Source organism: Bradyrhizobium sp. LeoA1Lang (genome assembly GCF_055413685.1).
Window position 1 is genome coordinate 23,377 of sequence record NZ_JBVAPG010000010.1, and the last position, 25,055, is coordinate 48,431.

30 protein-coding genes are annotated in these 25,055 nt (G+C 62.8%); 11 read left to right on the forward strand and 19 right to left on the reverse strand.

All coding sequences use genetic code 11. The features are described 5' to 3' along the window. Nucleotides 1–9 precede the first annotated feature (9 nt). The 3 genes from ACZYOF_RS05840 to xoxF5 form a co-directional block, all read right to left on the reverse strand. Nucleotides 10–1,119 (reverse strand): S-(hydroxymethyl)glutathione dehydrogenase/class III alcohol dehydrogenase, encoded by a 1,110-nt coding sequence (locus ACZYOF_RS05840; protein WP_130580675.1) that lies wholly within the window; start codon nt 1,117–1,119, stop codon nt 10–12. Nucleotides 1,120–1,163: 44 nt separating this feature from the next. After that, nucleotides 1,164–1,652 (reverse strand): c-type cytochrome, methanol metabolism-related, encoded by a 489-nt coding sequence (locus tag ACZYOF_RS05845; RefSeq protein ID WP_463715169.1) that lies wholly within the window; start codon nt 1,650–1,652, stop codon nt 1,164–1,166. Nucleotides 1,653–1,754: 102 nt separating this feature from the next. Further along, nucleotides 1,755–3,560 carry a lanthanide-dependent methanol dehydrogenase XoxF5 gene (gene xoxF5 / locus ACZYOF_RS05850; RefSeq protein WP_282529947.1) on the reverse strand — a complete coding sequence of 602 codons (1,806 nt, stop codon included), beginning with the start codon at nt 3,558–3,560 and terminating at the stop codon, nt 1,755–1,757. Nucleotides 3,561–3,935: 375 nt separating this feature from the next. Between xoxF5 and ACZYOF_RS05855 the strand changes: the two genes are divergently transcribed. From ACZYOF_RS05855 to pqqA, 4 genes are all read left to right on the forward strand, one after another. After that, on the forward strand, nt 3,936–4,916 hold the full coding sequence (locus ACZYOF_RS05855) for a helix-turn-helix domain-containing protein (RefSeq protein WP_463698702.1): 981 nt from the start codon (nt 3,936–3,938) through the stop codon (nt 4,914–4,916). A gap of 98 nt (nt 4,917–5,014) precedes the next feature. Continuing rightward, the gene (locus ACZYOF_RS05860) at nt 5,015–5,413 is read left to right on the forward strand and encodes an EF-hand domain-containing protein (RefSeq protein WP_394566402.1); all 399 of its coding nucleotides are present in this window, start codon (nt 5,015–5,017) and stop codon (nt 5,411–5,413) included. A gap of 405 nt (nt 5,414–5,818) precedes the next feature. Further along, nucleotides 5,819–6,145 carry a hypothetical protein gene (locus ACZYOF_RS05865; protein ID WP_130580680.1) on the forward strand — a complete coding sequence of 109 codons (327 nt, stop codon included), beginning with the start codon at nt 5,819–5,821 and terminating at the stop codon, nt 6,143–6,145. A 254-nt stretch (nt 6,146–6,399) separates the two neighbouring features. Then, nucleotides 6,400–6,480: a pyrroloquinoline quinone precursor peptide PqqA gene (pqqA, locus tag ACZYOF_RS05870; RefSeq protein ID WP_035689484.1), complete on the forward strand. Its 81-nt coding sequence runs from the start codon at nt 6,400–6,402 to the stop codon at nt 6,478–6,480. 98 nt (nt 6,481–6,578) lie between these two features. Here the strand turns inward: pqqA and ACZYOF_RS05875 are convergent, their stop codons facing one another. Beyond that, on the reverse strand, nt 6,579–6,887 hold the full coding sequence (locus ACZYOF_RS05875) for an EthD family reductase (RefSeq protein WP_394566405.1): 309 nt from the start codon (nt 6,885–6,887) through the stop codon (nt 6,579–6,581). Between the two features lie 209 nt (nt 6,888–7,096). Here ACZYOF_RS05875 and ACZYOF_RS05880 point away from each other — a divergent pair, with 209 nt between their 5' ends. Both ACZYOF_RS05880 and ACZYOF_RS05885 read left to right on the forward strand, forming a co-directional pair. Next, nucleotides 7,097–7,930: a hypothetical protein gene (locus ACZYOF_RS05880; protein WP_394566406.1), complete on the forward strand. Its 834-nt coding sequence runs from the start codon at nt 7,097–7,099 to the stop codon at nt 7,928–7,930. Nucleotides 7,931–8,036: 106 nt separating this feature from the next. Beyond that, nucleotides 8,037–8,273 (forward strand): hypothetical protein, encoded by a 237-nt coding sequence (locus tag ACZYOF_RS05885; RefSeq protein ID WP_130580682.1) that lies wholly within the window; start codon nt 8,037–8,039, stop codon nt 8,271–8,273. 2 nt (nt 8,274–8,275) lie between these two features. Here the strand turns inward: ACZYOF_RS05885 and ACZYOF_RS05890 are convergent, their stop codons facing one another. Genes ACZYOF_RS05890 through ACZYOF_RS05905 form a run of 4 tightly spaced genes read right to left on the reverse strand, consistent with a single transcriptional unit; the run spans nt 8,276 to nt 11,090 of the window. Next, entirely contained in the window at nt 8,276–8,629 is a 354-nt protein-coding gene (locus ACZYOF_RS05890; RefSeq protein ID WP_463715123.1) for a hypothetical protein, read from the reverse strand. 39 nt (nt 8,630–8,668) lie between these two features. After that, nucleotides 8,669–9,379, reverse strand: a complete 711-nt coding sequence (locus ACZYOF_RS05895) for an ABC transporter ATP-binding protein (protein ID WP_394566407.1) — start codon at nt 9,377–9,379, stop codon at nt 8,669–8,671. Then, nucleotides 9,369–10,106, reverse strand: a complete 738-nt coding sequence (locus tag ACZYOF_RS05900; RefSeq protein WP_130580685.1) for an ABC transporter permease — start codon at nt 10,104–10,106, stop codon at nt 9,369–9,371. The genes ACZYOF_RS05895 and ACZYOF_RS05900 overlap by 11 nt, the downstream gene beginning before the upstream one ends. A gap of 3 nt (nt 10,107–10,109) precedes the next feature. Continuing rightward, entirely contained in the window at nt 10,110–11,090 is a 981-nt protein-coding gene (locus ACZYOF_RS05905; protein ID WP_463715124.1) for an ABC transporter substrate-binding protein, read from the reverse strand. Between the two features lie 84 nt (nt 11,091–11,174). Here ACZYOF_RS05905 and ACZYOF_RS05910 point away from each other — a divergent pair, with 84 nt between their 5' ends. After that, entirely contained in the window at nt 11,175–11,534 is a 360-nt protein-coding gene (locus tag ACZYOF_RS05910) for a hypothetical protein (protein ID WP_394566410.1), read from the forward strand. 103 nt (nt 11,535–11,637) lie between these two features. On the opposite strand, the gene ACZYOF_RS05915 is transcribed toward ACZYOF_RS05910, so the two are convergent. Both ACZYOF_RS05915 and ACZYOF_RS05920 read right to left on the reverse strand, forming a co-directional pair. After that, nucleotides 11,638–12,468: a quinoprotein dehydrogenase-associated SoxYZ-like carrier gene (locus tag ACZYOF_RS05915; protein ID WP_463715125.1), complete on the reverse strand. Its 831-nt coding sequence runs from the start codon at nt 12,466–12,468 to the stop codon at nt 11,638–11,640. 59 nt (nt 12,469–12,527) lie between these two features. After that, entirely contained in the window at nt 12,528–13,454 is a 927-nt protein-coding gene (locus tag ACZYOF_RS05920; RefSeq protein ID WP_463715126.1) for a quinoprotein relay system zinc metallohydrolase 2, read from the reverse strand. Between ACZYOF_RS05920 and ACZYOF_RS05925 the strand changes: the two genes are divergently transcribed. The 3 genes from ACZYOF_RS05925 to ACZYOF_RS05935 all read left to right on the forward strand — a co-directional run bounded on the left by ACZYOF_RS05925 (nt 13,453) and on the right by ACZYOF_RS05935 (nt 15,165). Then, complete coding sequence (locus ACZYOF_RS05925; RefSeq protein ID WP_130580690.1) at nt 13,453–13,653, forward strand: hypothetical protein; 201 nt, start codon at nt 13,453–13,455, stop codon at nt 13,651–13,653. The two genes, ACZYOF_RS05920 and ACZYOF_RS05925, sit on opposite strands and share 2 nt — an antisense overlap. A gap of 67 nt (nt 13,654–13,720) precedes the next feature. Then, complete coding sequence (locus tag ACZYOF_RS05930; RefSeq protein WP_463715127.1) at nt 13,721–14,605, forward strand: substrate-binding domain-containing protein; 885 nt, start codon at nt 13,721–13,723, stop codon at nt 14,603–14,605. Further along, the gene (locus tag ACZYOF_RS05935; RefSeq protein WP_463715128.1) at nt 14,602–15,165 is read left to right on the forward strand and encodes a PQQ-dependent catabolism-associated CXXCW motif protein; all 564 of its coding nucleotides are present in this window, start codon (nt 14,602–14,604) and stop codon (nt 15,163–15,165) included. The genes ACZYOF_RS05930 and ACZYOF_RS05935 overlap by 4 nt, the downstream gene beginning before the upstream one ends. A gap of 69 nt (nt 15,166–15,234) precedes the next feature. Here ACZYOF_RS05935 and ACZYOF_RS05940 read toward each other — a convergent pair whose 3' ends face one another. The 8 genes from ACZYOF_RS05940 to ACZYOF_RS05975 all read right to left on the reverse strand — a co-directional run bounded on the left by ACZYOF_RS05940 (nt 15,235) and on the right by ACZYOF_RS05975 (nt 21,856). After that, nucleotides 15,235–15,528, reverse strand: coding sequence for a copper-binding protein (locus ACZYOF_RS05940; RefSeq protein ID WP_463715129.1), 294 nt, complete (start codon nt 15,526–15,528; stop codon nt 15,235–15,237). Nucleotides 15,529–15,658: 130 nt separating this feature from the next. Then, nucleotides 15,659–16,273 (reverse strand): hypothetical protein, encoded by a 615-nt coding sequence (locus ACZYOF_RS05945; protein ID WP_463715130.1) that lies wholly within the window; start codon nt 16,271–16,273, stop codon nt 15,659–15,661. Continuing rightward, the gene (locus ACZYOF_RS05950; RefSeq protein WP_130576782.1) at nt 16,270–17,118 is read right to left on the reverse strand and encodes an ABC transporter permease; all 849 of its coding nucleotides are present in this window, start codon (nt 17,116–17,118) and stop codon (nt 16,270–16,272) included. The genes ACZYOF_RS05945 and ACZYOF_RS05950 overlap by 4 nt, the downstream gene beginning before the upstream one ends. After that, the gene (locus ACZYOF_RS05955) at nt 17,115–17,885 is read right to left on the reverse strand and encodes an ABC transporter ATP-binding protein (RefSeq protein ID WP_394566414.1); all 771 of its coding nucleotides are present in this window, start codon (nt 17,883–17,885) and stop codon (nt 17,115–17,117) included. The genes ACZYOF_RS05950 and ACZYOF_RS05955 overlap by 4 nt, the downstream gene beginning before the upstream one ends. 47 nt (nt 17,886–17,932) lie before the next feature. After that, nucleotides 17,933–18,904, reverse strand: coding sequence for a YVTN family beta-propeller repeat protein (locus ACZYOF_RS05960; protein WP_394566415.1), 972 nt, complete (start codon nt 18,902–18,904; stop codon nt 17,933–17,935). A 14-nt stretch (nt 18,905–18,918) separates the two neighbouring features. After that, complete coding sequence (locus ACZYOF_RS05965; RefSeq protein ID WP_463715131.1) at nt 18,919–20,100, reverse strand: ABC transporter substrate-binding protein; 1,182 nt, start codon at nt 20,098–20,100, stop codon at nt 18,919–18,921. 202 nt (nt 20,101–20,302) lie between these two features. After that, the gene (gene fghA, locus ACZYOF_RS05970; RefSeq protein WP_463715132.1) at nt 20,303–21,148 is read right to left on the reverse strand and encodes an S-formylglutathione hydrolase; all 846 of its coding nucleotides are present in this window, start codon (nt 21,146–21,148) and stop codon (nt 20,303–20,305) included. 87 nt (nt 21,149–21,235) lie between these two features. Next, complete coding sequence (locus tag ACZYOF_RS05975; RefSeq protein WP_463715133.1) at nt 21,236–21,856, reverse strand: response regulator; 621 nt, start codon at nt 21,854–21,856, stop codon at nt 21,236–21,238. Between the two features lie 192 nt (nt 21,857–22,048). Here ACZYOF_RS05975 and ACZYOF_RS05980 point away from each other — a divergent pair, with 192 nt between their 5' ends. Continuing rightward, nucleotides 22,049–23,416, forward strand: coding sequence for a histidine kinase (locus ACZYOF_RS05980; RefSeq protein ID WP_463715134.1), 1,368 nt, complete (start codon nt 22,049–22,051; stop codon nt 23,414–23,416). Nucleotides 23,417–23,440: 24 nt separating this feature from the next. Here ACZYOF_RS05980 and ACZYOF_RS05985 read toward each other — a convergent pair whose 3' ends face one another. Further along, nucleotides 23,441–25,051 (reverse strand): rhodanese-like domain-containing protein, encoded by a 1,611-nt coding sequence (locus ACZYOF_RS05985; RefSeq protein WP_463715135.1) that lies wholly within the window; start codon nt 25,049–25,051, stop codon nt 23,441–23,443. Between the last annotated feature and the right edge of the window lie 4 nt (nt 25,052–25,055).

Sequence of the window (25,055 nt, forward strand, 5' to 3'; positions counted from 1 at the left end):
GATCACGCCCTAGTAGACGACGACCGAACGGATCGACTTGCCCTCGTGCATCAAGTCGAATCCCTTGTTGATTTCCTCGAGCTTGAGCACGTGGGTGATCATTGGATCGATCTGGATCTTTCCGTTCATGTACCAGTCGACGACTTTCGGCGTGTCGGTGCGGCCGCGCGCGCCGCCGAAGGCCGTGCCCTTCCACACCCGTCCCGTCACGAGCTGGAACGGCCGGGTGGCGATCTCCTTGCCGGATTCCGCAACGCCGATGATCACGGAGACGCCCCAGCCGCGGTGGCAGGCTTCCAGCGCCTGGCGCATCACATTGGTGTTGCCGGTGCAGTCGAAGGTGTAGTCGGCGCCGCCTTCGGTGAGTCCGACCAGGTGCTGGACGATATCGCCGCCGACTTTCGTCGGATTGACGAAATGCGTCATGCCGAAGCGGCGGCCCCAATCTTCCTTGGAGTCGTTGATGTCGACGCCGATGATCTTGTCCGCGCCGACCATCTTGGCGCCCTGGATCACATTGAGCCCGATGCCGCCGAGGCCGAACACCACGACGTTGGAGCCTGGCGTGACCTTGGCGGTGTTGACCACGGCGCCGACGCCCGTGGTCACGCCGCAGCCGACATAGCAGCTCTTGTCGAACGGGGCGTCCTCGCGGATCTTCGCCACCGCGATCTCCGGCAGCACCGTGTAGTTCGAGAAGGTCGAGCAGCCCATATAGTGGTAGATGGTCTTGCCCTTGTAGCTGAAGCGCGAGGTGCCGTCCGGCATCACGCCCTTGCCTTGGGTGGCGCGGATCGCGGTGCAGAGGTTGGTCTTCTGGCTCAGGCAGCTTTTGCACTGCCGGCACTCGGGCGTGTAGAGCGGGATCACGTGATCGCCCGGCTTCACCGAGGTCACGCCCGCACCGACCTCGCGGACGATGCCGGCGCCCTCATGGCCGAGGATGGAAGGGAAGATTCCCTCACTGTCGAAGCCGTCAAGCGTGTAGGCATCGGTATGACAGATGCCGGTCGCCTTGATCTCGACCAGGACTTCACCGGCCTTCGGGCCTTCCAGGTCGAGCTCGACGATCTCAAGCGGCTTCTTGGCTTCGAATGCGACGGCAGCGCGTGTCTTCATGTTGATCTCTCCGTAAAGCGTGTTGTCGCCCGCGCTCCGCAGCTTCAGTTCTTGCCCATGCAGGACTCTTCCGCCTGCTTATAGGCGGCGGGCTTCTCTTCATGCTTTGCGGGGCGTACGCGCCCCACCGCGTCATTCGCGCGGGCGCGCAGGTAGACATAGAGGTCGTCCATGTAGCAGGCGACGTTTGGATTGTCACCGAACGCCGGCATGACATTTTCCTGTGCGGTACTGATGTTCTTGCGGCCGCTGGCGACGACGCCGAGGAAATCGGCATAACTCATGGTCTTCAGCGAACCCGCCAGTGCCGGTGCATAGGTCGAACCCATGCCGTCCGGGCCATGGCAGACATGGCACTCCGAATGATAGCGCCGGTATCCGGAGTAGGTGTACCAATCTACCGCTCCGTCGGCTGCGACCTTGAAGGTCGGGTTACCTTCCTTGTCCAGATATTTGCCGTTCTCTTCCTTCACGGCGGTCGGATCGACCGCATCGTCGGCAAAGGCGAATCCTCCAGATACGGCGATGATCATCGCCGCAACTACAAACCAGCTTTTACGCAAGAGCATGTCCTCAAGATCAGATACAGGCAAAACCGGCGCGTGGATGGTCCACGCGCCGGAACGACGTTCGGCTCACTGCGGGAGGGAGAACACGGTGAGCGTTCCGCCGAGGGCGGTATAGTTGCTCAGCGCCGCGTAGCCGCCGACTGCGCCCAGACCGGCAGTCGGATCGGTCAGGCCGGCAGCAAGGCCGATGCCCGCCCAGCCGCCAACACCGGACAGCACGGCCACGTACTGCTTGCCACCCTGCTCATAGGTCGTGACGTTGCCGATGATGCCGGAGGGAGTCTTGAACTTGTAGAGCTCCTTTCCGGTCTTGGCGTCGACCGCCTTGAGATAGCCTTCGAGCGTGCCGTAGAACACCACGCCGCCGGCGGTCGCAAGCGCGCCTGACCAGACCGAGAACTGCTCCTTGTTCGACCAGACGATCTTTCCGGTCTTGTTGTCCCAGGCGATGAAGTTGCCCATGTGGGACTCGCCGGGAGGCGGATACATCGAGAGCGTCGCGCCGACATAGGGCTGACCCGCGGTGTAGCTCACCTTGAACGGCTCATAGTCCATGCAGACGTGGTTGGTCGGCACGTAGAACAGTTGCGTCTCCGGCGAGTAGGCTGCCGGCTGCTCGTCCTTGGTGCCGAGCGCGGCCGGGCAGATGCCCTTGACGTTGACATCCTCGCCCTGCTTGTCGGTCGAATATTGGTCGAGGACCTTCGGCCGGCCATAGGTCGGCGAGCTCTTGTTCATATCGACGCCGCTGGTCCAGTTGACCTTCGGGTCGAACTTCTCGGCGACGAGCAATTCGCCGTTGGTGCGATCGAGCGTATAACCAATGCCGTTACGATCGAAATGCGTCAACAGCTTGCGCTCCTGGCCGTTGAAGGGCTGGTCGGTCAGGATCATCTCGTTGACGCCGTCATAGTCCCATTCGTCATGAGGGGTCATCTGATAGACCCATTTGGCCGTGCCGTTATCCGGGTTGCGCGCGAAGATGGTCATTGACCATTTGTTGTCGCCGGGACGCTGCTTCGGGTTCCAGGTCGATGGATTGCCCGAGCCGTAATAAACGAGGTCGAGCGACGGATCGTAGGCTAGCCAGCCCCAGGTGCAGCCGCCGCCGACTTTCCACTGGTCGCCCTGCCAGGTCTTGAGGCTCGAGTCCTTGCCGACCGGCTTGCCGAGAGCGGTGGTCTTCTCGGGATCGACCATGATCTGGTCGTCAGGTCCTTCGGAGAAGGCACGCCAGACTTGCTTGCCGCTCTTGGTGTCGTAGGCGGTGAGGTGGCACTGCACGCCGAACTCGCCGCCGGAGATGCCGACCAGGACCTTGTCCTTCACGACCATTGGGGCGGAGGTGCCCGTCTGACCCTTGCCGGGATCGCCGTTCTTGGCGGTCCAGTCCACCTTGCCGGTCTTGGCGTCGAGCGCCACCAGCGTGGTGTCGGCCTGGTGCAGGAAGATCTTGCCGTCGCCATAGGCCAGGCCGCGATTCACCGTATCGCAGCACATGACCGGGATCACGTTCGGATCCTGCTTCGGCTCGTACCTCCAGACGATCTTGTTGTCCTGCGACAGGTCAAGCGCGTAGACCTTGTTCGGGAAGGGCGTGTGCACGTACATCATGTTGCCGATGATCAGCGGCCCGCCCTCGTGGCCACGCAGCACGCCGGTCGAAAATGTCCAGGCGACCTGCAACTTTCCGACGTTCGAGGCGTTGATTTGATTCAGCTTCGAGTAGCGCGTATTGGCATAGTCGCCCGTCGGCATAACCCAGTCCTTCGGGTTTTGCGCCATCTTGCTGAGTTCTTCATTGGCACTGGCAATACCTCCGCCTAACGCCGCCACGGCGCCGAGAGAGGTCGCGATTAGCACCTTGCGCATAGTGATTTCCTCCCAATGATGACCTTCCGCTTTCCATCGAAACGGCCCATTTTTTTGGTTCCTCCTCCTATCCCCTTCGTTGACGCGCGACTTGCCCAAGAGAGAAGGGCGGCTTGCTCAGAAGTGAAACTCGAAGAACTTTTTTGCTTGCAGTGCAGTGCGGTGGCGCGCCGGCGTGACGCCGGCCGCGGGCGCACGAGACTGATTTTCCTTGACGGCACTTGAAGTAAAGTCGAGGATTAACCCTCTAGGTTGTCAGGAGGAACGCTGCTCAGGGGTCAAAGACCGCATTAAGATTGAGGTAACGGTACTTCACGGTGACCAAAGCCTCTTGCGGCGAGCAGTCACGCTTTCATCTCGAATCGGTGGCTGGATATGCCCGATACCGTCCGTTCGCTCACTACCTCCGGATTGACGCCGAAGAAGCAGGTTCAATGTTGGACAGACGCACTGACCGATCTATGCGGCCGGTTTGATGTCGATCCGATGGACGCCTCGTCGCTCGAGGCACGGGTCAACTACACCACAGTCTCGCGGCTGAAACTCTGCCAGATCGAGGTGAGTCAGCACCGTATCGCACATGTGAACGCGCGCTCGAAACTGAGCGACCATCCCTATATCAAGATCCTGTTCCAGACCCACGGCATCTCCTATTTCGAGCAGGATGGCCGCCATTTCGAGCTCGTTCCCGGCGATTGCCTCGCCTACGACGTTTCCAGCCCACACACCATCATCAGCCCGTCGCTGACGCGGCATGAGGTCGTGATCGTGCCGAAGGCGCTGTTGCAGGAGCGCGGTTTCCGTTCGGCGCGGATGCCGGCCTGCAAGCTCTCGGCCCGCAGCGGCACCGGCCGCATCGCCTACGATTTCGTGCATGCGGCTTTTTCCGAGGCGAGTCGATTGTCGCCCTACAATGCGATGGGCGTCGCCGATTCGTTGATCGATCTGTTGCTGTTGCCGCTGCGTGAAGCCGAGACGACGTTCAATCATGGCGGTGCGGAGGCGACCTATATCCGTGCGCAGTTCTTCATCCGCGAACACCTGCGCGATCCGGATCTCTCCATCGACCAGATCTCGACCGCGCTAGGTTGCACCAAACGCTACCTGCACATGCTGTTCAGCGAGCGCGGCATGACCGTGAGCGACTATATCTGGCGTGCCCGGCTGCAGCATTGCCGCGAGGAACTGGAAGCGCAGCCCGGCAAGACGATCACGGACGTCGCATTCTCCTGGGGCTTTTCCAGCTCCTCGCATTTCAGCCGCGTGTTCCGGAAGTATTTCGGCATCGTGCCATCAGCCGTCCACCGGCAGCAGCAGGTCGGCTCCACCGCGGAATTTTCCGCAACCTCGGACTAGATCGTAAAGCGCGCTGTGGGCGGCCGGCGTGCGCTCCGCTATATATGCAAGCTTCTCTGCCGCCCTTGCCGTGCAGGCTCTGCCAAGGGAGATGAGAGATGAAATTGCGTGGTCTTGTAGTCTTGATGTTGGCCGCTGCAGTGTTTTCGGCGCCGGCCCTGGCCGCGCCGAAACGCGCCGATCCGATCAAGATGTTCGACACCGATAACGATGGCACCCTCGATCTGGCCGAGGTGAAGAAGGCGGCATCGGCGCTGTTTGCCAAACTGGACCGGGATCATGACGGCACGCTCGATGCGCGAGAACTGCGCGGCCGCTTAAGCGCCAAGGAGCTGGCGGCTGCCGATCCTGACCACGACGGAACGCTGACGCTTGATGAATATCTTGCGGTCGTGGAGCAGCGCTTCAACGCGGCGAATCCGGACAAGGATGGAACACTTGACGCCAAGGAATTGCAGTCGCCCGCCGGTCGCGCTCTGCTACAGCTATTGCGATAAGGCTTTACTAGCTGGCAGGCCCGTGCGCGCAGGCTAGAGGCCGCGGCCTGGAGCCACGCTTGTCGGGCGGAACGTTGCAATTATCGATCCGCTGCTCGTCCATCCATTTCCTGCCTAGCCGTTCCTTGCCGGTCAGCGTTGCCGGCACCTGCGTCCGCCCGGACTGAGGCCGTTTTTCGGCGGCGGCTGGCGACGCAACAGCGATCATGATGAATGGAACGAGCAAAACGCGGAACAATGTTCTCATGCGAGGCCTCAAAAAGCGCTTGCAACTAATGCGGCGTGAACGGCGGCATTGAACAGCATCGGATTTCACCTCGCCACCCGGAACCTGGGACGCGTGCTTCGGTTCTTCCGTGATACCGGCGCGCAGGGGCGCGCGCCGATTCGAGAAGGAGATGAGACATGAGCACAAGACGCATCATTTTCGCGGGTTGCTCCGTCCTGGTGTTGAGCGCCGGCGCCGCGCTGGCAGGTCCCTGCAATACCCAAGGCCAAAGCGCCAATAAGGATGCAGGTTCTGGCCCGGCATCGACCAGCAGCCAGACCACAACAGGCATGGCGAGCGACAAGGAGCATCCGCCGACCAGCACGATGAATAGGGCCACCGGAGATGTGGCCACGTCCTCGCAGGACGTGCAACGGCAGATGCAGGGCGAGCCGACGGCAGCACAACAAGCTGAAGGTAAGAAGCCCGAAGGCCAAATGGCGAGCAAGGACAACGATTGCTGAACGCGGGGCCCTTGAAAAGCGTCACGCCTCACGCTTCAACGTGCGATTGAGCGCGGAGGCGTCCGTGTGTGAGTGTGTGCCCAACTGACAGACTTGGCCCAAGAGGGAACTGGTTTGCCCAGGAGGGAACTATCGGCGCTCAACTGCGGCGCAGATGCGCTCGCTGGTCGATCTTGTCCACTTGCGCCACGCGCGAGCTAGCCATAGGTTCGACCTTGGCGTGAAACTCGCGCCAAGCCATTTGGGAGGATCGAATGAGCTGGAAGACTCCGAAGATCGTCGAAGTGCAGGTCGGCATGGAAATCAACATGTACGCCTGCGCATCGCGCAAGTAAGTGTCGAGCGCCTGCCCGGCTCGCGCAGCGATATCTGCGCAAGCCGCGGCAGGCGAATTCGTTGGGCTCACATTCGTTTGGCTCTATGTGAGACGCCCTCAAACTTCCTTCGTATCGAAAATGTAGAGATCGGCGCCGCCATCGGCAAAGTTGGCGAGGTCCGCGCCTGCGGCCTTTCCTTCCGCTGATCCCATGCCTGCCTTCAGCGCGTCGAGCGAGTCGAAATACAGCGTTGCAGCAAGGTGGACGTTGCTCTCGCCCGCTGGCGTCCTGAGCGGAGCCGTGCTGATGTCGTATTTCTTCAGTCCCGGGATATTCTTGGCCAGCGGAATGTGCACCGATGCATAATATTTGTCGAATGCCTCGGCGCTTTTCGGCGTCTTATAAAGTACCAGAACTCGTGCCATTCGGTTTATTCTCCCTGAAGCGATTGTTCTTCCGCGGGCCCTTCCCGGGTCTTGCATTGCAGCCGAAATGGTCCATGCAATCAAGCTTCCAATCGCTGCCGCTCGACTGGACGTTGTGGTAGGGGTTTTCTTGTCAGCGCTGCTGACGCTTTCGATTCGCTCTCGGGACTGGAATGTCTTTTCGCGCAACGATGCTCCGGGCGGCTGCCGTGTGCTTTTTCACACTGCTTGCTGCCGTCGTCGCGCGTGCCGAGGAAATCGATACCGAGCATCTGTTCGGCTTCCTGATCGGCACCGACATCGGGCATGTCGGCGAGCGCGAATTCCAGACCGAGACCACGGGACGCTTTTCCAGGAATGGCGGCGGCTATCGTGCGGTTGCCCAGGAGTTCGAAGTGGAATTCGTGCCGGCCCGCGACATCCGCATCGAGCTCGGCGGTGCCTTTGTGGCGCACCAGATCTACGGCATTCCCGGCCTTGAAGATCGGCGCCAATTGACCTGGCAGGGTCTCTCGTTGGACGTCCGTTACCGATTTCTCGACCGTGAGACGGCGCCGTTCGGCCTGACCTTCGCAGTGGAAAGCCACTCTGACCGGATCGACGAGACCACGGCCGATCGCATCCGCAATTTCGGCACTGAATTGCGGTTGGCCTTCGATCGCGAGTTGGTACCGAACTTCCTGATCGCGGCACTCAATTTCATCTACCAGCCTGAATGGACGCGTTTTCTTGCCTCGCGCGCCGCGGAGCAGGAGGCGACAGTGGGCGCGGCCGTCGGCCTGATGGCGCAGATCAAGCCCGGCGTTTTCGTTGGCGGCGAGGCGCGCTATTTCCGCCGCTATGATGGGATCGGGCTGAACGAGTTCGAGGGGCAGGCCCTGTTCATCGGTCCGGTCGCCTATCTCCAGCTCTCGGAGCGTTCGCGGCTGACCGCGGCCTGGAGCGTGCAGGCCTGGGGCCGTCCGTCCGGATCGGCTGCGGCGCTCGATCTGGTCAATTTCGAGCGTCATCAGGCCCGGCTTGTATTTGGCATGAATTTCTAGGAATCTCCGGCGGTGGTTCTGGCTTTCACCGTGAGGCGAAACCTGGCCTTGCCGCCGACGTAGCTCGTAGTGCTATTGCTTTACCCGAGCACCAGGGATTTGAGGCATGAATCCGATTGATCTCATCGTGACCGTCTGTGCCGTGCTGTCGCCCGCCACCTGCGAGGAGACCCATCTCGTGTTCTCCTTCAACGGTTCGCCGCAGCAATGCGCGATGGCAGCGCCGCCCTATATTGCGCAATGGGTCGGCGAGCATCCGAAATGGACTGCCGTCAAATGGCGCTGCGAATATCCGCACAGCCATGATCGAGCGGAGAAGGGGGCGGCCCCGATCGCGGGCTGACCCTATTTGTTGCAGTCCTTCAGATCCTTGTCAGAGATCGAGAACACCGCGTCGGCCTTGATCTCGATGTCGCGGACGAAGCACTGCCTGGCGCCGGCATAACTCACCTTGGCGTCGTAACGTCCGGGCTCGACGCCGACGATGCGCAGCCGTTCGTCGTGGTCGACCTCCTTGTCCTTGTCATTCAAGGTCTGGTTGGGACCCCAATCGTTCTTGCCGGCCGGCGAAAGCTGGAAGCCGGAGATGGTCGACGTCGTGAGATTCCAGAACCTGATGCCTTTACCTTTGCCCTGCGCGCTGAGTTCGCTGGGCAGTGCGACCAGCAGAATGGCGACAGCAATCAATCGGCGCGGCATCGTGACCTCCCAAGTTTTTCTCAATATGAAGACCACGTCTCATATCTTTGCAAGCCGCCGCCGCACCAGGTCGGCCTTGATGTGGTTGATCTCGGCAGCGCTCCGTCCCGCGCGCGGTGTCGGGATCGGCACTTCCTGCAGAATCCTGGCCGGCCGTGCCGACAGCAGGAACAGCCGGTCGCCAAGGTAAACGGCATCGTCGAGATTATGCGTCACCAGCAGCGTTATCATCACACGGCTTTCCACCAGCGTTGCGATCTGCTCGCGCAGGTGGGCGGCGAGGGCGTCGTCGAGCGAAGCCAGGGGCTCGTCGAGAACGAGGAAATCCGGCTCGATCGCGAAGGCCCGCGCGAGCGCGACGCGGCGCGCAAGGCCAAGCGAGAGCTCGCCGGGGAAATGGCTGCGATGCTCTGTCAATTCCAGGACGGAGAAGAGTTCTGAGAGCCGCTTCTCGTCAATGTGTGGCGCGGCAAGCCGGATATTGTCCTCGACCGATCGCCACGGCAGAAGCCGCGGCTCCTGGAATACCATCCCGAGCCTTGCTGTGGCCGGCCGCGAGACCTTTCCCTGATAATCGTGGTCGAGGCCAGTCAGGATCTTGAGCATAGTGCTCTTGCCGCATCCGGAAGGGCCGACGAACACGCCGACTTCGCCGGCCGGAAGCGAGAACTTGATGCCGGCGAGCACGTGGTGCCGCTCGCCCGCCGCATTCTCGAAATGCTTACCGGTGATATCGACCTCAAGCTGCACGGGGCCGCCACCGGGATGAGCGTACTTCGAATGGTTGCACCAGCACCGTCTCGATCACCAGCACGACCGCGGCAAAGGTCAGCGAATAGGCGAGCAGGAGCGGAATGTCGAACAATTGGAAGGCGACGCCGATCTCGAAGCCGACGCCGTTCGGACGTCCGAGATATTCCGCAACCAGCACGATCTTCCATACCAGCGAGAGCCCCGATCGCGCGGCGGCTGCGATATAGGGGCTAAGCTGCGGCAGGATCACATGCCGGAACGCTCTCCCGCGCGGGATCGCGAACACGCTTGCCATCTCGTCCAGCGAGCGGTCCAGCGCCCGCGCGCCCTCGCGCAGCGTGACGACCGCGGTCGGCAGCTTGTTGACGGCGATGGCCGCGATCGCGGCGACCTCGGTGAGCCCCGCCCAGATATAGGCGAGCACGATGACGACGAGCGCGGGCAGATTGAGCAGCAGGATCAGCCAAGGATCGCCGATCCGGTCGGCGAGCTTGACCCGGCCCATCAGGTAGCCGATGGCGGCGCCCAGCGCCATCGCGAGCGTGAAGGACAGTGCCACCCGCGCCAGGGTCACGCCGAGATTGATGAACAGCGCGCCGGATGCTGCTTCTCTCAGCATCACCGCCAGCACTGCCGGCGGCGCCGGCAGCTTCACGTCACCGATCAGGAGCGCCGCAATCCACCACGTCGCAAGGAACAGGAGGAAGGACAGAAGGCGCACCACGGCTCAATCTCCTGATATCGCGTGATAGAACGTGCCGGGATCAAGCTCCGTTGCCGATCCCACCAGTTCGCGGCCGCCGATCTTGGCGAGCACCCGGTGGAGCACCTGTGCGTCGGCCTCTTCGTCCGCGATCGGGCGGCGTGGAATTCCTTCACGATAGCGGTCGCGATAGGCATGCAGCGTTGCAGCGTCCGCCGCGCCGGTCAACGGCGCGATCCTCTCCCATTCGTCGTCGGACTTCGTAAGGATCTCCTTGGCCGCGCGGGTCATCGTGATGAAGCGCTCGACCGCGTCGCGGTTCGCATTGGCCCAGCCTTCGTCGAAGACATAGCCGACCATCGCGATGCGGCCCTTGGCGCCGAGTTTCGGCAGGATATCCTCGATGCCGGCAAGGCGGCGAAAGCCCTTGGCTTCCAGCGCGGCGCAGAAATTCCAGTAATTGACGACGGCGTCGACCTCACCGCCTACGGCCTTGGCCGCGAGCAGCGGCGGCGCGCCATAGACGATGGTCGCCGCCGACTTCAGGTCGAGGCCTTCCTGCTTCAAGGATGCCTGCAGCAGGAGCCAGCTCTTGTCGATCGGCCCGCCGGCAACGGCGAGCTTGCGACCCCGGAGATCGGTGAGCGAACGGATCGGCGATGAGGTCGGCACCATCACCGCGCCGAGCGCACTCGAATAGGGATAGAAAGCGAGCTTGGCGCCGAGCATGCGCTCGCGCGACACCCACAGCCAGTCGGAGACCATGACGTCGGCATTGCCGGCGCGGAGCGCGATCTTGCCCGCCTCGGGGCTTGCGAGCTCGGTGGCCTCGATCGTGAGATTGGCCTTCTTGTCGAGGCCGTGCGCGCGGATGACCGCCAGTTCCCAGGCAAAGGTGCCGGTTTTCTGCACTGCAACGCGGATCGTGTCTGCGCCGAAGCAGGCGGCGAGCGGCGTCACCGCAAGAACCGCGGCAACCAGCAGCGTGCGAATGATGGCACTCATTTTGTTGAGCCGTTTCCTCGAACGTGTTCTTTTCTATCGCGTAGTCATAGCATAGCTTGCGCCATTGAAAGCGGGAGGATGGCTATGACGCGTGCGGGACCGGTACGACCTATTGTCGCCGCTTTGATCGTATTCGCGGCAACCGCGGCGATCGCGCGCGGCGAGGAGGTCAACGATTATCCGACGGCCGCCCGCGCGGAATACGTGTTCGGCTGCCTGAAGGCGAATGGTGAGACACGGCACGCCATCGAGCAATGCTCGTGCTCGATCGACGTGGTCGCGTCGCTGATACCCTATGACCGCTATGTCACCGCCGAGACGGTGCTGAGCCTGTCCCAGGTGAGGGGCGACATGGGTTCGCCGTTCCGCACGTCCGAACAGGCGACCAATGCCCTCAACGATCTCCGCCGCGCCCAGGCCGAAGCAGAAGTCAGGTGCTTCTGAGAAGAGCGTTTTCGAGCGAAGCATGCCCTCGGACTTGATCCGTGGGTGGGTACCGGTTCGCGTAAAGAAGACGCGTCAAAACAAAAATCCAGGCGCCGGCCGTTCAACTATCCGAATCGATCTTCCATTCGTGCTCGAACACGTGGCCGTCGGTGTCCTTGGCCTCGGCGCGGAAACGCTTGGCGCCATTCGAGACATAGGTGAAGCGGATATTGGGATCCTCGGAGATCGAGATTCCGCCTTCCATCTTCAGCACCAGGCTGTCGTCCTGCCAGAGCTGCAGCCGGTCGACATAGAAGGCGGGAATATAGAGCTGGGTCACCTGGTCCATCTGCAGGCCGGAATTGTTGGGATGGCCGATCATGACCTGCGCCTCCCGAGCTCCGCTCGTGGAACCTTCACCAGGTTTCGAAAGCTGCCGGTATCGTATCTGGCCGAGCCTGGCCTTGGCCTCCTCGGCGTTCTTCAGTGCAGGCGCAGCGCAGCCACCCGACGCCTTCACGTAAGTCTTCACCATATAAAGCTTGCCGTCGGTGAGTTCGGCCACGGCATGGACGTCGGTGTAGTTGTTGATGCGCACGCGGGTCGAGATTTCCGTGACGTTGGCGTCCGGCCCAAGCTCGAACTTGGCCGCCATTGGCGCCGGATTCTGGTCGATGACGAGGGTGATCGCCCGCACGCGGCGGGTGTCGTCGGGCGCGAGCTTGCTGCGCAGCGTCACCGGCACGATTGCGGCATCTTCCGCACGGGCCGGCATCTCGATCGCGATCACGTTGCTGCCGTCGCTCATCGGGCGATTGTAGAAGATGTCCTGGACCAGGCCCGGCCAGGGATCATAGGCCTCGGCGCTCACCGCGGGCGCAAGGCGTGCGCCAAACGCGATGCTGCTGAGCAGGCCGGCGACGCAGAGCAGACGGAAAGGTGCTCCGAACATGGTCGTTCTCCCCGCGGCGACGATGGAAGCAACGCCTCCACTATACGGCCTCGCCAAACCTATTCCCACTCCAATTGCGAAAATGCTGCAGTTGCGTTGCGGGCGTTGTAGTCGTCGAACAGTTTCCAGCGCGGCCGCTCCGATGCCGCGGCGGTTTCGGCGGCAGCGGTGATCGGCTTGCCCTTGGCGATCAGCGCGCGCACGTCGGCTGCCAGCGTCTCGAGGTAGCGACGTTCATCGGCCAGCCCCGCGGGCCATTCGCTCACAGGCCCGTGACCGGGAACCACGCGCTGCGCGGGCAGGGCGGCAAGCTCGCCGAGGATGGCGAGCCAGCCCTTGATGCTGCCGTCCACGACCGGGATGTGCGTGACGAATACGACGTCGCCGGCGAACAAGGTCCGGGTCTTCTCATCGAACACGGTGAGATCGTTATCGCTATGCGCAGTCGGCCATGCTCGCAGCGTGAGCGATCGTCCACCGAGATCGAGGGCGAGGCTGCCGTCGACCAGTATCGTTGGCGGCACGATGCGCACGTCATCCATCAGTTCCGCGCCCATCGTCCGGCGGAAGGCGTCGAGATAGAACTGGCCTCGTGCGGTCAGCGCGTCGGGAAGCTTCTTGTGGCCTACGAAAACTGTTCCATCACCCGCAAACGCGGCGTCGCCGAAGGCATGATCGGGATGGGCGTGGGTGTTGATGACATAGCGGATCGGCTTGTCGCTGCGGGCGCGGATGGCGGCCAATAGGCGCCGTCCCTCGCGGACGCTGCCGCCGGTATCGATCACGGCAACGGCGCTGTCGCCGACGACAAATCCGATGTTGGCAATGGCGCCATCATTCTCGCCGGTCATCAGGGCGATCTCGCCGATATGCACGAATATTCCGGGCGCGACTTCGCTCACAGGCAATTCTTGTTCCTGCGCCCGCGCTAGGGTCGATAGGCAGACTGCAGCGATGAGCGTGATCAGCGAGACGATACGAGCCATGTTTCCGCCCAAGTCCATGCGCGAAGCGGCATCGGCCGTTTCGCATTCACATCGCGCCTGTTTGCGCTGCAGCACGCCGGGCGAGATCATCACGAAGCTGTTGCACGCCGTGACGTGCCGGGCAATCTATGGCTACAGCATGATCCGGAAAAGTGGACACCGGTTTTCCGAAAAAGATCATGCTCAAACAAAGAGCTAGAGCGGGATGACGATTCGAAGAAAAGTCATCACGCTCTAGCCCCAAGCAAGAAAGAGGAGGAAACGCGATGGCGGGTGCCGGACGATATCGCCGCTGGTTGCCGGCGCTGCTTGCGATTGCCGCGATGGCGATCGGGCATGGTGCCGCTCGCGCGCAGACCAACGAAAGCGGCGATCTCTCGATCGAATTGATCGATCCCAAGGTCCTGCGCGTCTGTGCCGACCCGCGGAATCTGCCGTTCTCCAACGACAAGGGCGAAGGCTTTGAGAACAAGCTCGCCGAACTCTTTGCCCAGAAGCTGCAAAAGAAGCTTGAGTTCACCTATTTTCCGCAGGCGACCGGCTTCGTGCGCATGACGCTCGGCTCGCACCGCTGCGACGTCATCATGGGCTTTCCCCAGGGCGACGAGCTGGCCCAGGGCACCAATCCTTATTATCGCACGGCCTACGCATTGATCGCGAAGCAAGGCAGCGGCCTCGACGATGTGACTACGCTCGAGGACGAGCGGCTGAAGGGCAAGCATATCGGCGTGGTCGCCGGTACACCGCCCGGCACCAATATGGCCGCGGCCGGCCTGATGGCGAGTGCAAAACCCTATCCATTGATGATCGACACGCGCATCGATTCCTCGGCGGAGGCGATGATCAGTGATCTTGCCAAGGGCGAGATCGATGCCGGCGTGCTGTGGGGGCCCATGGCCGGCTTCTATGCCAAAAAAGCCAATCCGCCGCTGCACGTCACGCCGCTGGTGAAGGAAACGACGGGCCCGAAGCTCGTCTATCGCATCGGCATGGGCGTGCGCCCGGCGGACCAGAACTGGAAACGGCAGCTCAATCGCCTGATCCAGGAGAATCAGGGCGAGATCAACAAGATCCTGCTCGACTTCGGCGTGCCGCTTCTGGACGAGAACGACCGACCAATCGGCCCGGACACGGCGGCGAAATCGCCATGAGGCGCTGGCTCACGAGCCTGGTCGTTGTCGCAGCGTCGCTCGCCGTAGCGGCCCATGCGCAGCAGGAGGTCCCCGAGCCGCAAGAATACCGCACCGAGAATTACCGCGCGCTGGTGCCGGCAACGCTTGCCGGCGCCCGCGTGCTCTCGACCGCGGAAGCCGAGGCGATCTGGCGCGACAAGACCGGCGCCTTCGTCGACGTGCTGCCGCGTCCACCTAAGCCCGCCAACCTGCCGGAAGGCACGGTGTGGCGCGACAAGCCGCGACACAACATCCCCGGCAGCATCTGGCTGCCCGACACCGGCTATGGAAAAATCGCCGATGTCACTGAAGACTATCTTCGCCGCGGCCTTGAGCGTGCCTCTGATGGCAACAAGGCGGCGCTGCTCGTGATCTATTGTCAGGAAAATTGCTGGATGTCGTGGAACGCAGCCAAGCGCGCGCTGACCTACGGCTATTCCAACATCGCCTGGTATCCCCTGGGGTCCGATGGATGGGAGCACGCAGGCTTACCACTCGTCGAAGCCAAGCCGGAGCCGCGGACGGGTGAAGAGAAATAAGCCCTGCGACTACTTCACTCAGACGAAGCTGAACCTCGGCCGCGGGGGCCGAGGTTCAGTGTGATCACATTATTGCTTCTTCAGATCGGTGATGGTCTTGGTGCTGCCGCCTTCGGAGGCGGAGAAGTTCACCTTGTCGCCGGCGTGGAAGGGTTCAAGCTTGTTGGTGTCAGTCACCTTGAACTCCTGGATTGCGCCGCTGCCTGCGCCGACCGTGCCACTCTGCGTTTGCTGGATCGAGATGGTGCCATTCAGCCGGTCGATCTTGGTGATGGTTCCCGTCATGTTTTGTTGAGCCGAAGCCGCGGTTGCAAAGATTCCGAGGGCCGTCGCGCCCACCAAGATGATCGTCGTTGTTCTCATCAAAACTCTCCGGATTTCGAGATGGCTTGAGCGACAAGACGCTGGAATCACGTTTGGTTCCGGAATCAAGTCGGCGGAACCGGACATAAAGGTGAGCTATACTGACCTTTTTGCGCCGGAACCGGCGGCGCTACTCCATCTCTTGCTGGATCGTGCGGCCAAGCGCGAACAGGCGCTGGTCGATCGTTGTCGGTACTTCGCAGACAAATCTGACCACACGTTGGCGGTCCTCGAAGATCCGAGTTTCCCACAGGAGGGTGTTGCTGAGTTCGTCGACCTTGGCCTGATCGGGCGAGGACGCGTTCTGCAGCGCTTGCAGCGCGAGCGTGTCGGCGCGAATCTTCTCGGCGGCCTCGCGTTGCTTGCGCGTCACTCGCTCGATGCCGCTCATGACCGAGGAACGCTGAGCATTAAGCGAATCGAACAAGCCGGCGAACAGCAGCTTTCCGGCGGTGGTCTTGTCGGCCGCGGAAGCCGCGAGGAAATCCGTGATCGCTTTTTGGGCGTCATCAAGCGGCGTGCGCCGCGCCGCTAATTTCTCCACCAGTGCGCTGATCTTGGGGTCTTCCTTCCATTTGTCCTGGATGTCGTCGAGCGGCGGTCCCGCCCACACCGCCGCGAGCGAAATCTCCGGCACCTTGGCCTGCGCGCAGGGCCAGTTCGGATAGCGCGGATCGGCGGCGCGACCGACCCCGGTCGATGCCGCGATGACAAGCAATGCTCCGATCGCAATCCGCCCGATCATGTCTCCCCTCCGGCAGGCCCACGCCGCGCCAATCCGCGCGAGGGATCGTAGGCCAGGATCGCGCCGATCATGAAGACCGCCGTGCAGCCGACGACGACGAAAAACGAAATCCAGTTGATCTGGCCATACAGCGCGAAGCGGATCAATTCGACCGCGTGGGTGAATGGATTGAACTGGCAGACATAGTAAAGCATCGGGCTGCCCTCCTGCACCCGCCACAGCGGATAGAGCGCGGATGAGGCAAAGAACATCGGAAAGATCACGAAGTTCATGACGCCGGCAAAATTCTCGAGCTGCTTGATCCCTGAGGAGATCAGCATGCCGAGCGACCCCAACATCAGCCCTGACAGCACCAGCGCCGGCAGCGCGGTGAGATAGCCGATCGGCGGCGGCGTGATGTCCCAGAGCCATGCGATGACGAGGAAGGCATAGACCTGCAACAGCGAGACCGCGGTGCCCGCCAGCAGTTTGCAAAACAGCAGGTAGCCGCGCGGCAGCGGGCTCACCAACAGCGTGCGCATATTGCCCATCTCGCGGTCATAGACCATCGAGAGCGAGGATTGCATGCCGTTGAAAAGCTGGATCATCGCCATCAGTCCCGGCGCGATATAGACCTCGTAGAGGATGTAGGTCTCGTAGGGTGGGATGATCGAGATGCCGAGCACCTGGCGGAAGCCGGCAGCGAAGATGAACAGCCACACCAGCGGCCTGACCAGTGCCGAGACGAAGCGTTCGCGCTGATGCAGGAAGCGCAGCGCCTCGCGCCATACGATGCCGTTGAGGCAGGTGATGTATTCGCCGAAGGAAAAGCCGCGTCGCGACGGCGTGACGGTGGTGGAGCTCATGATGCCTCGCTCCCGGCTTTGCCCACGGCCCCGGTCAGGCGCATGAAGGCGGTGTTGATGTCCTGCGCGCCGGTGTCCGCGATTACGCGCGAGACCTGGCCGCGCGCCAGCACCTTGCCCTGATGCAGCACCACGAGGTCATCGCTTGCCGTGATCTCGTCGAACAAATGCGTGGCCCAGAGCACGCCGATGCCTTGTTCGGCGACGAGCTGCCGGACGTGGTTAAGGATATCTGAACGCGCCTTGACGTCGAGGCCGACCGTCGCCTCGTCCAGCAGCAACAGGCGCGGCCGGTGCAGCAGCGCACGCGCGATCTCCAGCCGGCGCATCTGGCCGCCGGAGAGGTCGCGCACCTTGCTGCCGGCGCGGTCGGAAAGCGCGATGCGCGCCAGCACCTCGCCGCTGCGCAGCCGCGCCTCGCGCCGGCCGATGCCGTGCAGGGCGGCGTGATAGAGCAGGTTCTGCGTCACCGAGAGATCGAGGTCGAGCGTGCGCGGCTGGAACACGACACCGAGCAGCCGCAGCGCCTCGCCCGGCGCGCGGGTGATATCGTGGCCGAAAATGCCGATGCGACCAGCCTGGATGCCGAACAATCGCGTGATCAGCGAGAATAGCGTGCTCTTGCCGGCGCCGTTCAGGCCGAGCAGCGCCGTAAAGCTCGCCGGCGCGACGTCAAAACTCACATCGATCAACGCACGGCGTGCGCCATAGGAATGGCTGACGCTTTCGATCGACAAGGCGGCCACGCCGGCGGGATCATGGCGCATCAAGATGTCAGGCGATGGTTTGTCAGCGATGGGTTTTTGGGTTGCTGTCATTGCGGTGCAATCGTAACGCCCCAGGGAAGTTCGCCAACCTGGATGGTCTTGATCACTTTTTGCGCGGCGACGTCGATGACGGAGACATCGTTGGACACGCCATTGGTCACCAGCAGGTATTTCTCGTCCGGCGTGAACGCCATGTGCCAGACGCGCTGCCCGACCAGGAGATATTTGGTCACCTTGTGATTGACGGCGTCGACTACCGCGACGCGGTTGGCGGGGCCGAGTGCGACGAAGGCGGTCTTGTCATCCTTGGTCATGCCGATGCCGACCGGCTGGATCGCCTCGCTGCGCAGGCCGGGAATGCTGAAGGTGACCTTGCCGGTCACGACGTGCTTGACGGGATCGATGATCGACACCGTGCCGCCGATCTCGGAGGATACCCACAACTCGGAGCCGTCATGCTTGAACTCGGCGAAGCGCGGCCGGGCGTCGACCAGCACGTTGGCCACGATCTGGCGCGTCGACGTGTCGATGAAATGCGCCATGTTGGTGGTCTCGGAGGTGTTGATCAGGGTCTTGCCGTCCGGGCTGATCGTCATGCCCTCCGGCTCGACGCCGACCTGGACGTCGCCGATGCGGGCGCGTTTTTCGAGATCGATCACGGTCACCGTGTTGTCGTTCTCGTTGGCAACGTACATGATCTTGCCCGCGGCATCCTGGGTGAACAGTTCCGGATCGGGCCCGGAGGGCATGGTGTCCACCACCTCCTGCTTCTTGGCATCGATCACCTGGATGGTGTCGTCGTCGCCGACCGCGACCATCACGAACTTGCCGTCGCGGCTGAACTCGATGCCGCGCGGCCGCTGGCCGACCTTGATGGTTTTTGTCACCGTCCAACTATCGGTGTCGATCACGGAGACTGTGTTGCCCTTCTCGTTCGAGACATAAGCCATGAAGGCGGAAGCGGGGGCGGCGGCCGCGAGCCAAAGGACCGTTCCGGAAAACAGACAGCGGCGCCACATGCGCGATCTCTCCCTCATTGCAGCTTGCATTTTGTCTCGGGGCGGTCGACGCCGAGCGTGTCGAGCTCGGAGACCTGGTGCAGGAAGCCTTCCTGCGGCGACACCGAGACGACCATGCGCCCGTCGACCAGAAGAATCGGCTGGCGAAGCTGCAGGTTCCAGTCTCGCAGCGTCAGCCGCGTGCCCTTGAACGCCGCCACCGAGAAATCCGGTCCCTTGAGGAAAGCAAAGAGCTTCTTCGGGTCACCGGAGTTCGTGCGCGAGGCGGCTTCGCCGATCATGCGCGCGGCGGTCCAGGCCTGCATGTCGAGTGCGGTCATCCGCCGCGAATTCAGCTTCATGAAGCGGTTCTGGATCTGGACCGCGCCCCATTGATCCTGCGCTGCGTCCCAGCTCGTCGGTACGAGCCCGGCCGAGCCCGCAACCGGCCGCGGGTCCCAGGTGCGGTAAGGCAGATAGGACGCGAAGACCTCGCTTTCATCAGCGGCAACCAGCACGTCATAGGCCGGGATCTGCTGAGTGAAGACCGGCATTTGCCGCTGGATGAGCGTCACGCCGCTGTCGGTGCGGCGGGCGCCGCCGGTGTCTTCGAAAGTCTTCTCCTGCACGACCTTGGCGCCGAATCGCGTCGCGGCGCGTCGCAGGGCATCGGCATAGAGCTTGTCCTTGTCATGTGAGCCGACCACCAGGAACCAGCGCTTCCATTGCTTCCACACCAGATATTGCGCCAGCGCATCCGCCAGCATCGAACGCGTCGGCGCGACGTGGATCACGTTGGCGCGGCAGTCCTGCTCGCGCAACCGGTCGTCGATCGCGCCGGCGTTCAACAGCACCGTACCGCGATCGCGCAACGCATCCGCCGCCTGCAGCAGCACATCCGGTGGAAGATCGGCGATGATGAAGCCATTGCGATCGGCAAGCGCAGTCGCGGCCTTCGCCACGTCCTCGCCTTCCTTGAGACGGACCTCTTCCAGGTTAAAGCGCTGGTTGAGGAATTTTCCCGTGGTGTTGTTGTCCTCGACCGCAAGCCGTACACCGGCGATGCCGTCATTCTCGGCGGGCTGCTCGACCAGCGACAGCCTCTGCTGAACGCCGGCGCGGCCGAGATAGCCGATGCCGATCTCGATCGGCTCGGCGGCACGCACGGGCGTCGCCATCGCGATCAGACCGATTGCGGCGACCAGCCATCGGACCATGTTTCCTCCCGACGCCTCCTCGCCTTGACCGGCGATGGAGCTGCTCTTGGATTGCAAGATGACTGAATTGTCCTGGCTTGCAACCCCGCATTTTGTCGTTGCGACGCTCTCGATTCCGCCCGATCACGATCATGAGAGCGCGGTTTTCCGTCGCGGCAATGATGTCGAATGCCGGCGTACCCGCAAGCGCAATGGAAATGGTTCAGGCCGTCAGCCGTGCGGCGTGCCAGCGCAAGTGATCGCCCATGAAGGTAGAGATGAAATAATAACTATGGTCGTAGCCTTCCTGGCGTCGGAGCAGGAGTGGGATCTGCGCCTGCGCGCAGGCCTGTTGCAGTAGTTCCGGGCGAAGCTGTTCAGCCAGGAACGAGTCGGCATCGCCAACGTCCACCAGCAGGTCGGAAAACCGCGCGCCGTCCTCGATCAGCGCCACTGTATCGTGCTTGCGCCATGCGTTTCTGTCGTCGCCGAGATAGCCGCCGAGGGCCTTGATGCCCCAGGGCACCTGTGACGGCGCCACGATCGGCGCAAAAGCGCTCGCGGCGCGATAGCGGTTGGGATGGCGCAGCGCCACCGTCAGCGCACCGTGACCGCCCATGGAATGGCCCATGATCGACTGCCGCACGGGATCGATCGGGAAATTCGCGGCGACGAGCTGCGGCAATTCCTGGGTCACATAGCTCCACATCCGGTAGTTCTCGGCAAACGGCTCCTGCGTGGCGTCGACATAGAAGCCGGCGCCAAGCCCGAAGTCGTAGGCGCCGGCAGGATCGCCGGGCACGCCCTCGCCGCGCGGGCTGGTGTCGGGCGCGACGAAGATCAGGCCGAGATCGGCGCAGGTGTCGCGGTATTCGCCTTTCTCGGTAACATTGGCATGGGTGCAAGTCAGGCCGGAGAGATAGTACACGACCGGCAGCTTCGCGCCCGCCGGATGCGGGGGAACATAGACCGAAAAGGTCATGTCGGTCTTGGTTTCGCGGCTGGCATGCTTGTACACGCCCTGGATGCCGCCATGGGATTTGTTGGTTGAAACGGTTTGAATCGTCATCTCTTGAACTCCGGCGCTGTGCTTTGTTGGCGCATGATCTTTTCGGAAAACCGCTGCCTACATGTCCGGATCATGCGTGCGCGATCTTCAGGCGACGCCGCTCTCGATCGCCAACCGCACCAGTTCGGCCGAGGTGCGCACACCAAGTTTCTGGCGCATGATCGAGGAGGTGTTGGCGACGGTCTTGTAGGAAGAATGAACCAGCCAGGCGATCTCGGAGAGCGTCTTGCCGGCGCTGAGCAGGCGCAGGATCTCCATCTCGCGCGGATTGAGCTTCGACAGCGGGTTCTGGGCCGCAGCGGGGCCGGCAAAGGCGACACGGCGCGCGATCGCGGGCGGCAGATAGACGCCGCCATTGCCGACTTCGCGGATCGCCTCGACGAGATCGTTGGGATCACCGGTCTTCGCCACATAACCCTTGGCGCCGATCTCGATAGCGCGGGCGGCGAACACGGGATCGTCGTTCATGCTGAACATGATGATGCGTGCCGAATCGTCCCGCGCCAGCATCCGCCGTGCCAGTTCGAAGCCGGAAACGGTCGGCAAGTTGATGTCGACCACGGAGATATCGGGACGTTCGGCGACAAAGACGCGTTCGCCGCTTTCGGCGTCGCATGCTTCAAGCAATTCGATCTCCGGTTCGTCGGCGAACACGGTGCGGCAGCCGGAAGCGACGATCGGATGGTCGTCAACGATCAGCACGCGCATACTTGAAGTCCCGGATAGCTGCGTCAGTCCGTTGCTGCACCGCATCAGAATACACGAGCGCGGCTCGCCCGCGGGCTCGCTCATGCATCTCCAGCGCGATTGCTGCACCCTTCGATTAGACAGACGCGGTATTTGTCTGTCAACGCTCCTCTTGATTGAGGAACCGAACGCGGATGATCGTGGGCAAAGGCGATGTGGCAGAAACTTTCCTTGCGCGGCCGGATCAACCTGCTGCTGGCGCTCGTTCTCGCGCTCGGTCTCGCCATCAACATCGCCCGACTTGTCGTCGAGGCCGGGCCCCGGGTCCGGGCCGAAGACCAGAGCGTCATTCGCCTGGCGCAGGAATTCGTCACCACGATCGTTGCCGGGCTGAACGAGGCGCCGGATCCTGACGCCCGCCTCGACCAGATCGTTCGAGATCTGAGCCGGCTGCGTCACGTCAGCATCGCGCGGCAGGATGGCGCGACCGTAAAGTCCGGGCAGGACGCGGCGATCGACAGCCGCGAGGAAGCGCGATCGCCGCCGGCCTGGTTCGTCGCGCTCGTCCATCCGGAGACAACTTCCGTTAGTGTGCCGATCTCGATCCGCGGCAAATCGGAATCGCTCGTGATCACCTCGCATCCGAATGACGAGATGGCGGAAATCTGGGACGGCATCATCACCCAGCTCGCGGTCGGTTCCGCGATTGTCGTCGCGCTCTTCCTGATCATCAGGAGCGTTGTCGGCCGCGCGCTGGCGCCGCTCGAGTCGCTCTCGCAAGCCATGGCGAAGATCGAGGCCGGACAATACGATGTTCGGGTGACGGCGGGCGGCGCGCCGGAGCTGGCTGCGATCTGTGGCCAGCTCAACCACCTCGCGGCCACGCTCGGCGAGGCGATCGAGGACAAGCGGCAGCTCGCCGAACGCGCGTTTTCGCTGCAGGACCGGGAGCGCAAGGAGATCGCGCGCGAACTGCACGACGAGCTCGGCCCGCATTTGTTCGCATTACGGGCTCATGCGAGTGCGTTGATGCGGCTACCTGATGCACGCGAGGCAAGTCCGGACCAGGTGCGGAAGCACGGCGGGGCGATGCTGGAGCAGGTCAATGCACTGCAGCAGTTCACCCGCCGGTTACTGGAGAAGCTACGGCCGGTCGGACTCGCCGAGCTCGGACTTCATGAGGCGCTTTCTGCCCTGTTCCGCCTGTGGAAGGAATCGGATCCGGAGGTGGTGATCGAAACCAGCATTTCGCCTGCACTTGGCGAGACCGGGGAGACCGCCGATCTCACGATCTACCGGGTCGTCCAGGAGGCGCTGACCAATGCCTTCCGCCATGCCGGCGCGACCGCGGTCAAGGTTAGCGTCGAGCCGGCGGAGCAGCCGGACAGCGTGCGAGGAGATCGCGGCTGCGCGCGGGTGCGGGTCCGCGACAACGGACGCGGCTTGAGCGCCGATCACCAGTTCGGCTTCGGCCTCACCGGCATGCGCGAACGCCTGTTGGCACTGGGCGGCTCGCTGACGGTTTCGTCCGCCGACGGCGTGACGGTGGAGGCGCTGGTTCCTACGGGCGCGCGCTCCTAGCTCTTGCGCTCGAATTTGCGCCGCCTACACGACGTGAAAGTTGGACACTGAATCGTTTTCGAGCTGGGCAACAAGGTGCAGCTCCCAATCGATATAGGCTTGCATTGCGGGCGCCGCATTGTCCGTTCCCTCGTACGGGCGCTTGTAGACATCATCAGGGTGCGAGATCCAGGAATGCCGGTCCCGCTCCAGCGGCTGATTGCTGCCGGTCCAGGCGCGCGTTCCGCCTTTCAGCACGGCCACGTTGCGCTGTGTCGCGGCGGTCGCATCCGCAAGTGCGAACAGGGCTTCGTCGCCGTCGGCGCCGGTGAGAACGATCGCTCCCTCGCCGGGCAGCCGCGGCAAATCCTCGGTGAAGCGCGAGGCTAGTACGAAATGTGCGCCAGGGATATGGCCCGTGGCATAGGCGGGGCTGCGCGCCAGATCAATGACGGTCCAGTTGTCGCGGTTTGCGATCAGCTCCGCCACGTCGATCGCGCCGCCGGAGGCTGGCGGCACTGGACGGCGCGGTGGCCGAGTGCCGGCCTCGGTCGCCTCAATCACTTCCGGCCCGACGACGTGAGCCTCCCAGCCCATCTGGATCAACCAGGATGCGGCCATGCGGGCGCGAACGCCGTCGTCATCGAACAGCACCAGCCGCGATCCGCGTACGGCAATCCATTCATCCGTGGCCTGTACGAGCTGCCCTCCAGGTGCCGAGGCGAAGCCGGGCGGATGTCCGCGCTCGTATTCCTCCGGTGTCCGCACATCGAGCAGGTAGAGCGTGCGTTCGTTCGCTTGCGCGACAAAGCGATCGAATGTGCTGCGGTCAAGCGCTGGAACGCCGACGCGCTCGGCCCATTGCGCCGCGCTGGCCAGTGCCGCGGAATAAGTCGCTTCGGGGCGCCGCAGGAACCGGTCAGTCCGGCCCCGATCGACCTGATGTCCGGCCAAGGTCCAGCCGATCGTGCCGTTTCGCAGCGCGAAAATCCTGTTCGGAAGCCCGGCATTGATCAGCGACTGCGTGCCGATGATGCTGCGCGTCCGGCCGGCGCAATTGACGATGATGGTGGTGCCCGGCGCGGGCGCGATTTCCCTTGCGCGAAACGCGAGCTCACCGCCGGGAACGCTGACGCCGCGCGGAATGCTCATGGTTCGGTATTCCTCGAACCGGCGGGCGTCGAGCACGACCAGATCGGGCTCCGTCTCGATCAGGGCCTTGACCTCGTTCGCCGACAGGGAAGGTGTGTGGCGGATCGCCTCGACCAGCTCGCCGAACGCCTTGCTCGGCACATTGACGTCGCGAAAGACCTCGCCGACCGCCCGGTAGGCTCCGAGGCCACCGTCGAGGATCGAGACATCCGTATAGCCGAGGGCTGAAATACGTTTCGCCGCTCGTTCGGCATATCGTTCGCCGTCGTCGTACACGACAATGGGGGCGCTAAGCCGTGGGATCAGATCGAGAACGCGCAGTTCGATCTGCGAAAGCGGCAGCGAGACGGCGAAGAAGGGATGCGCCAGCGAGTAGGGGCCTTCCTCGCGCACATCGAGCAGCGCCACCTCCTCGCCGGCCCGCCAGCGGCGGCGCAATTCCGTGGGCGTAATGAGTGGCGCGGCATCGGACGGCTTCGGCTGGGTGCCGGGGATTGGCTTCATTGGT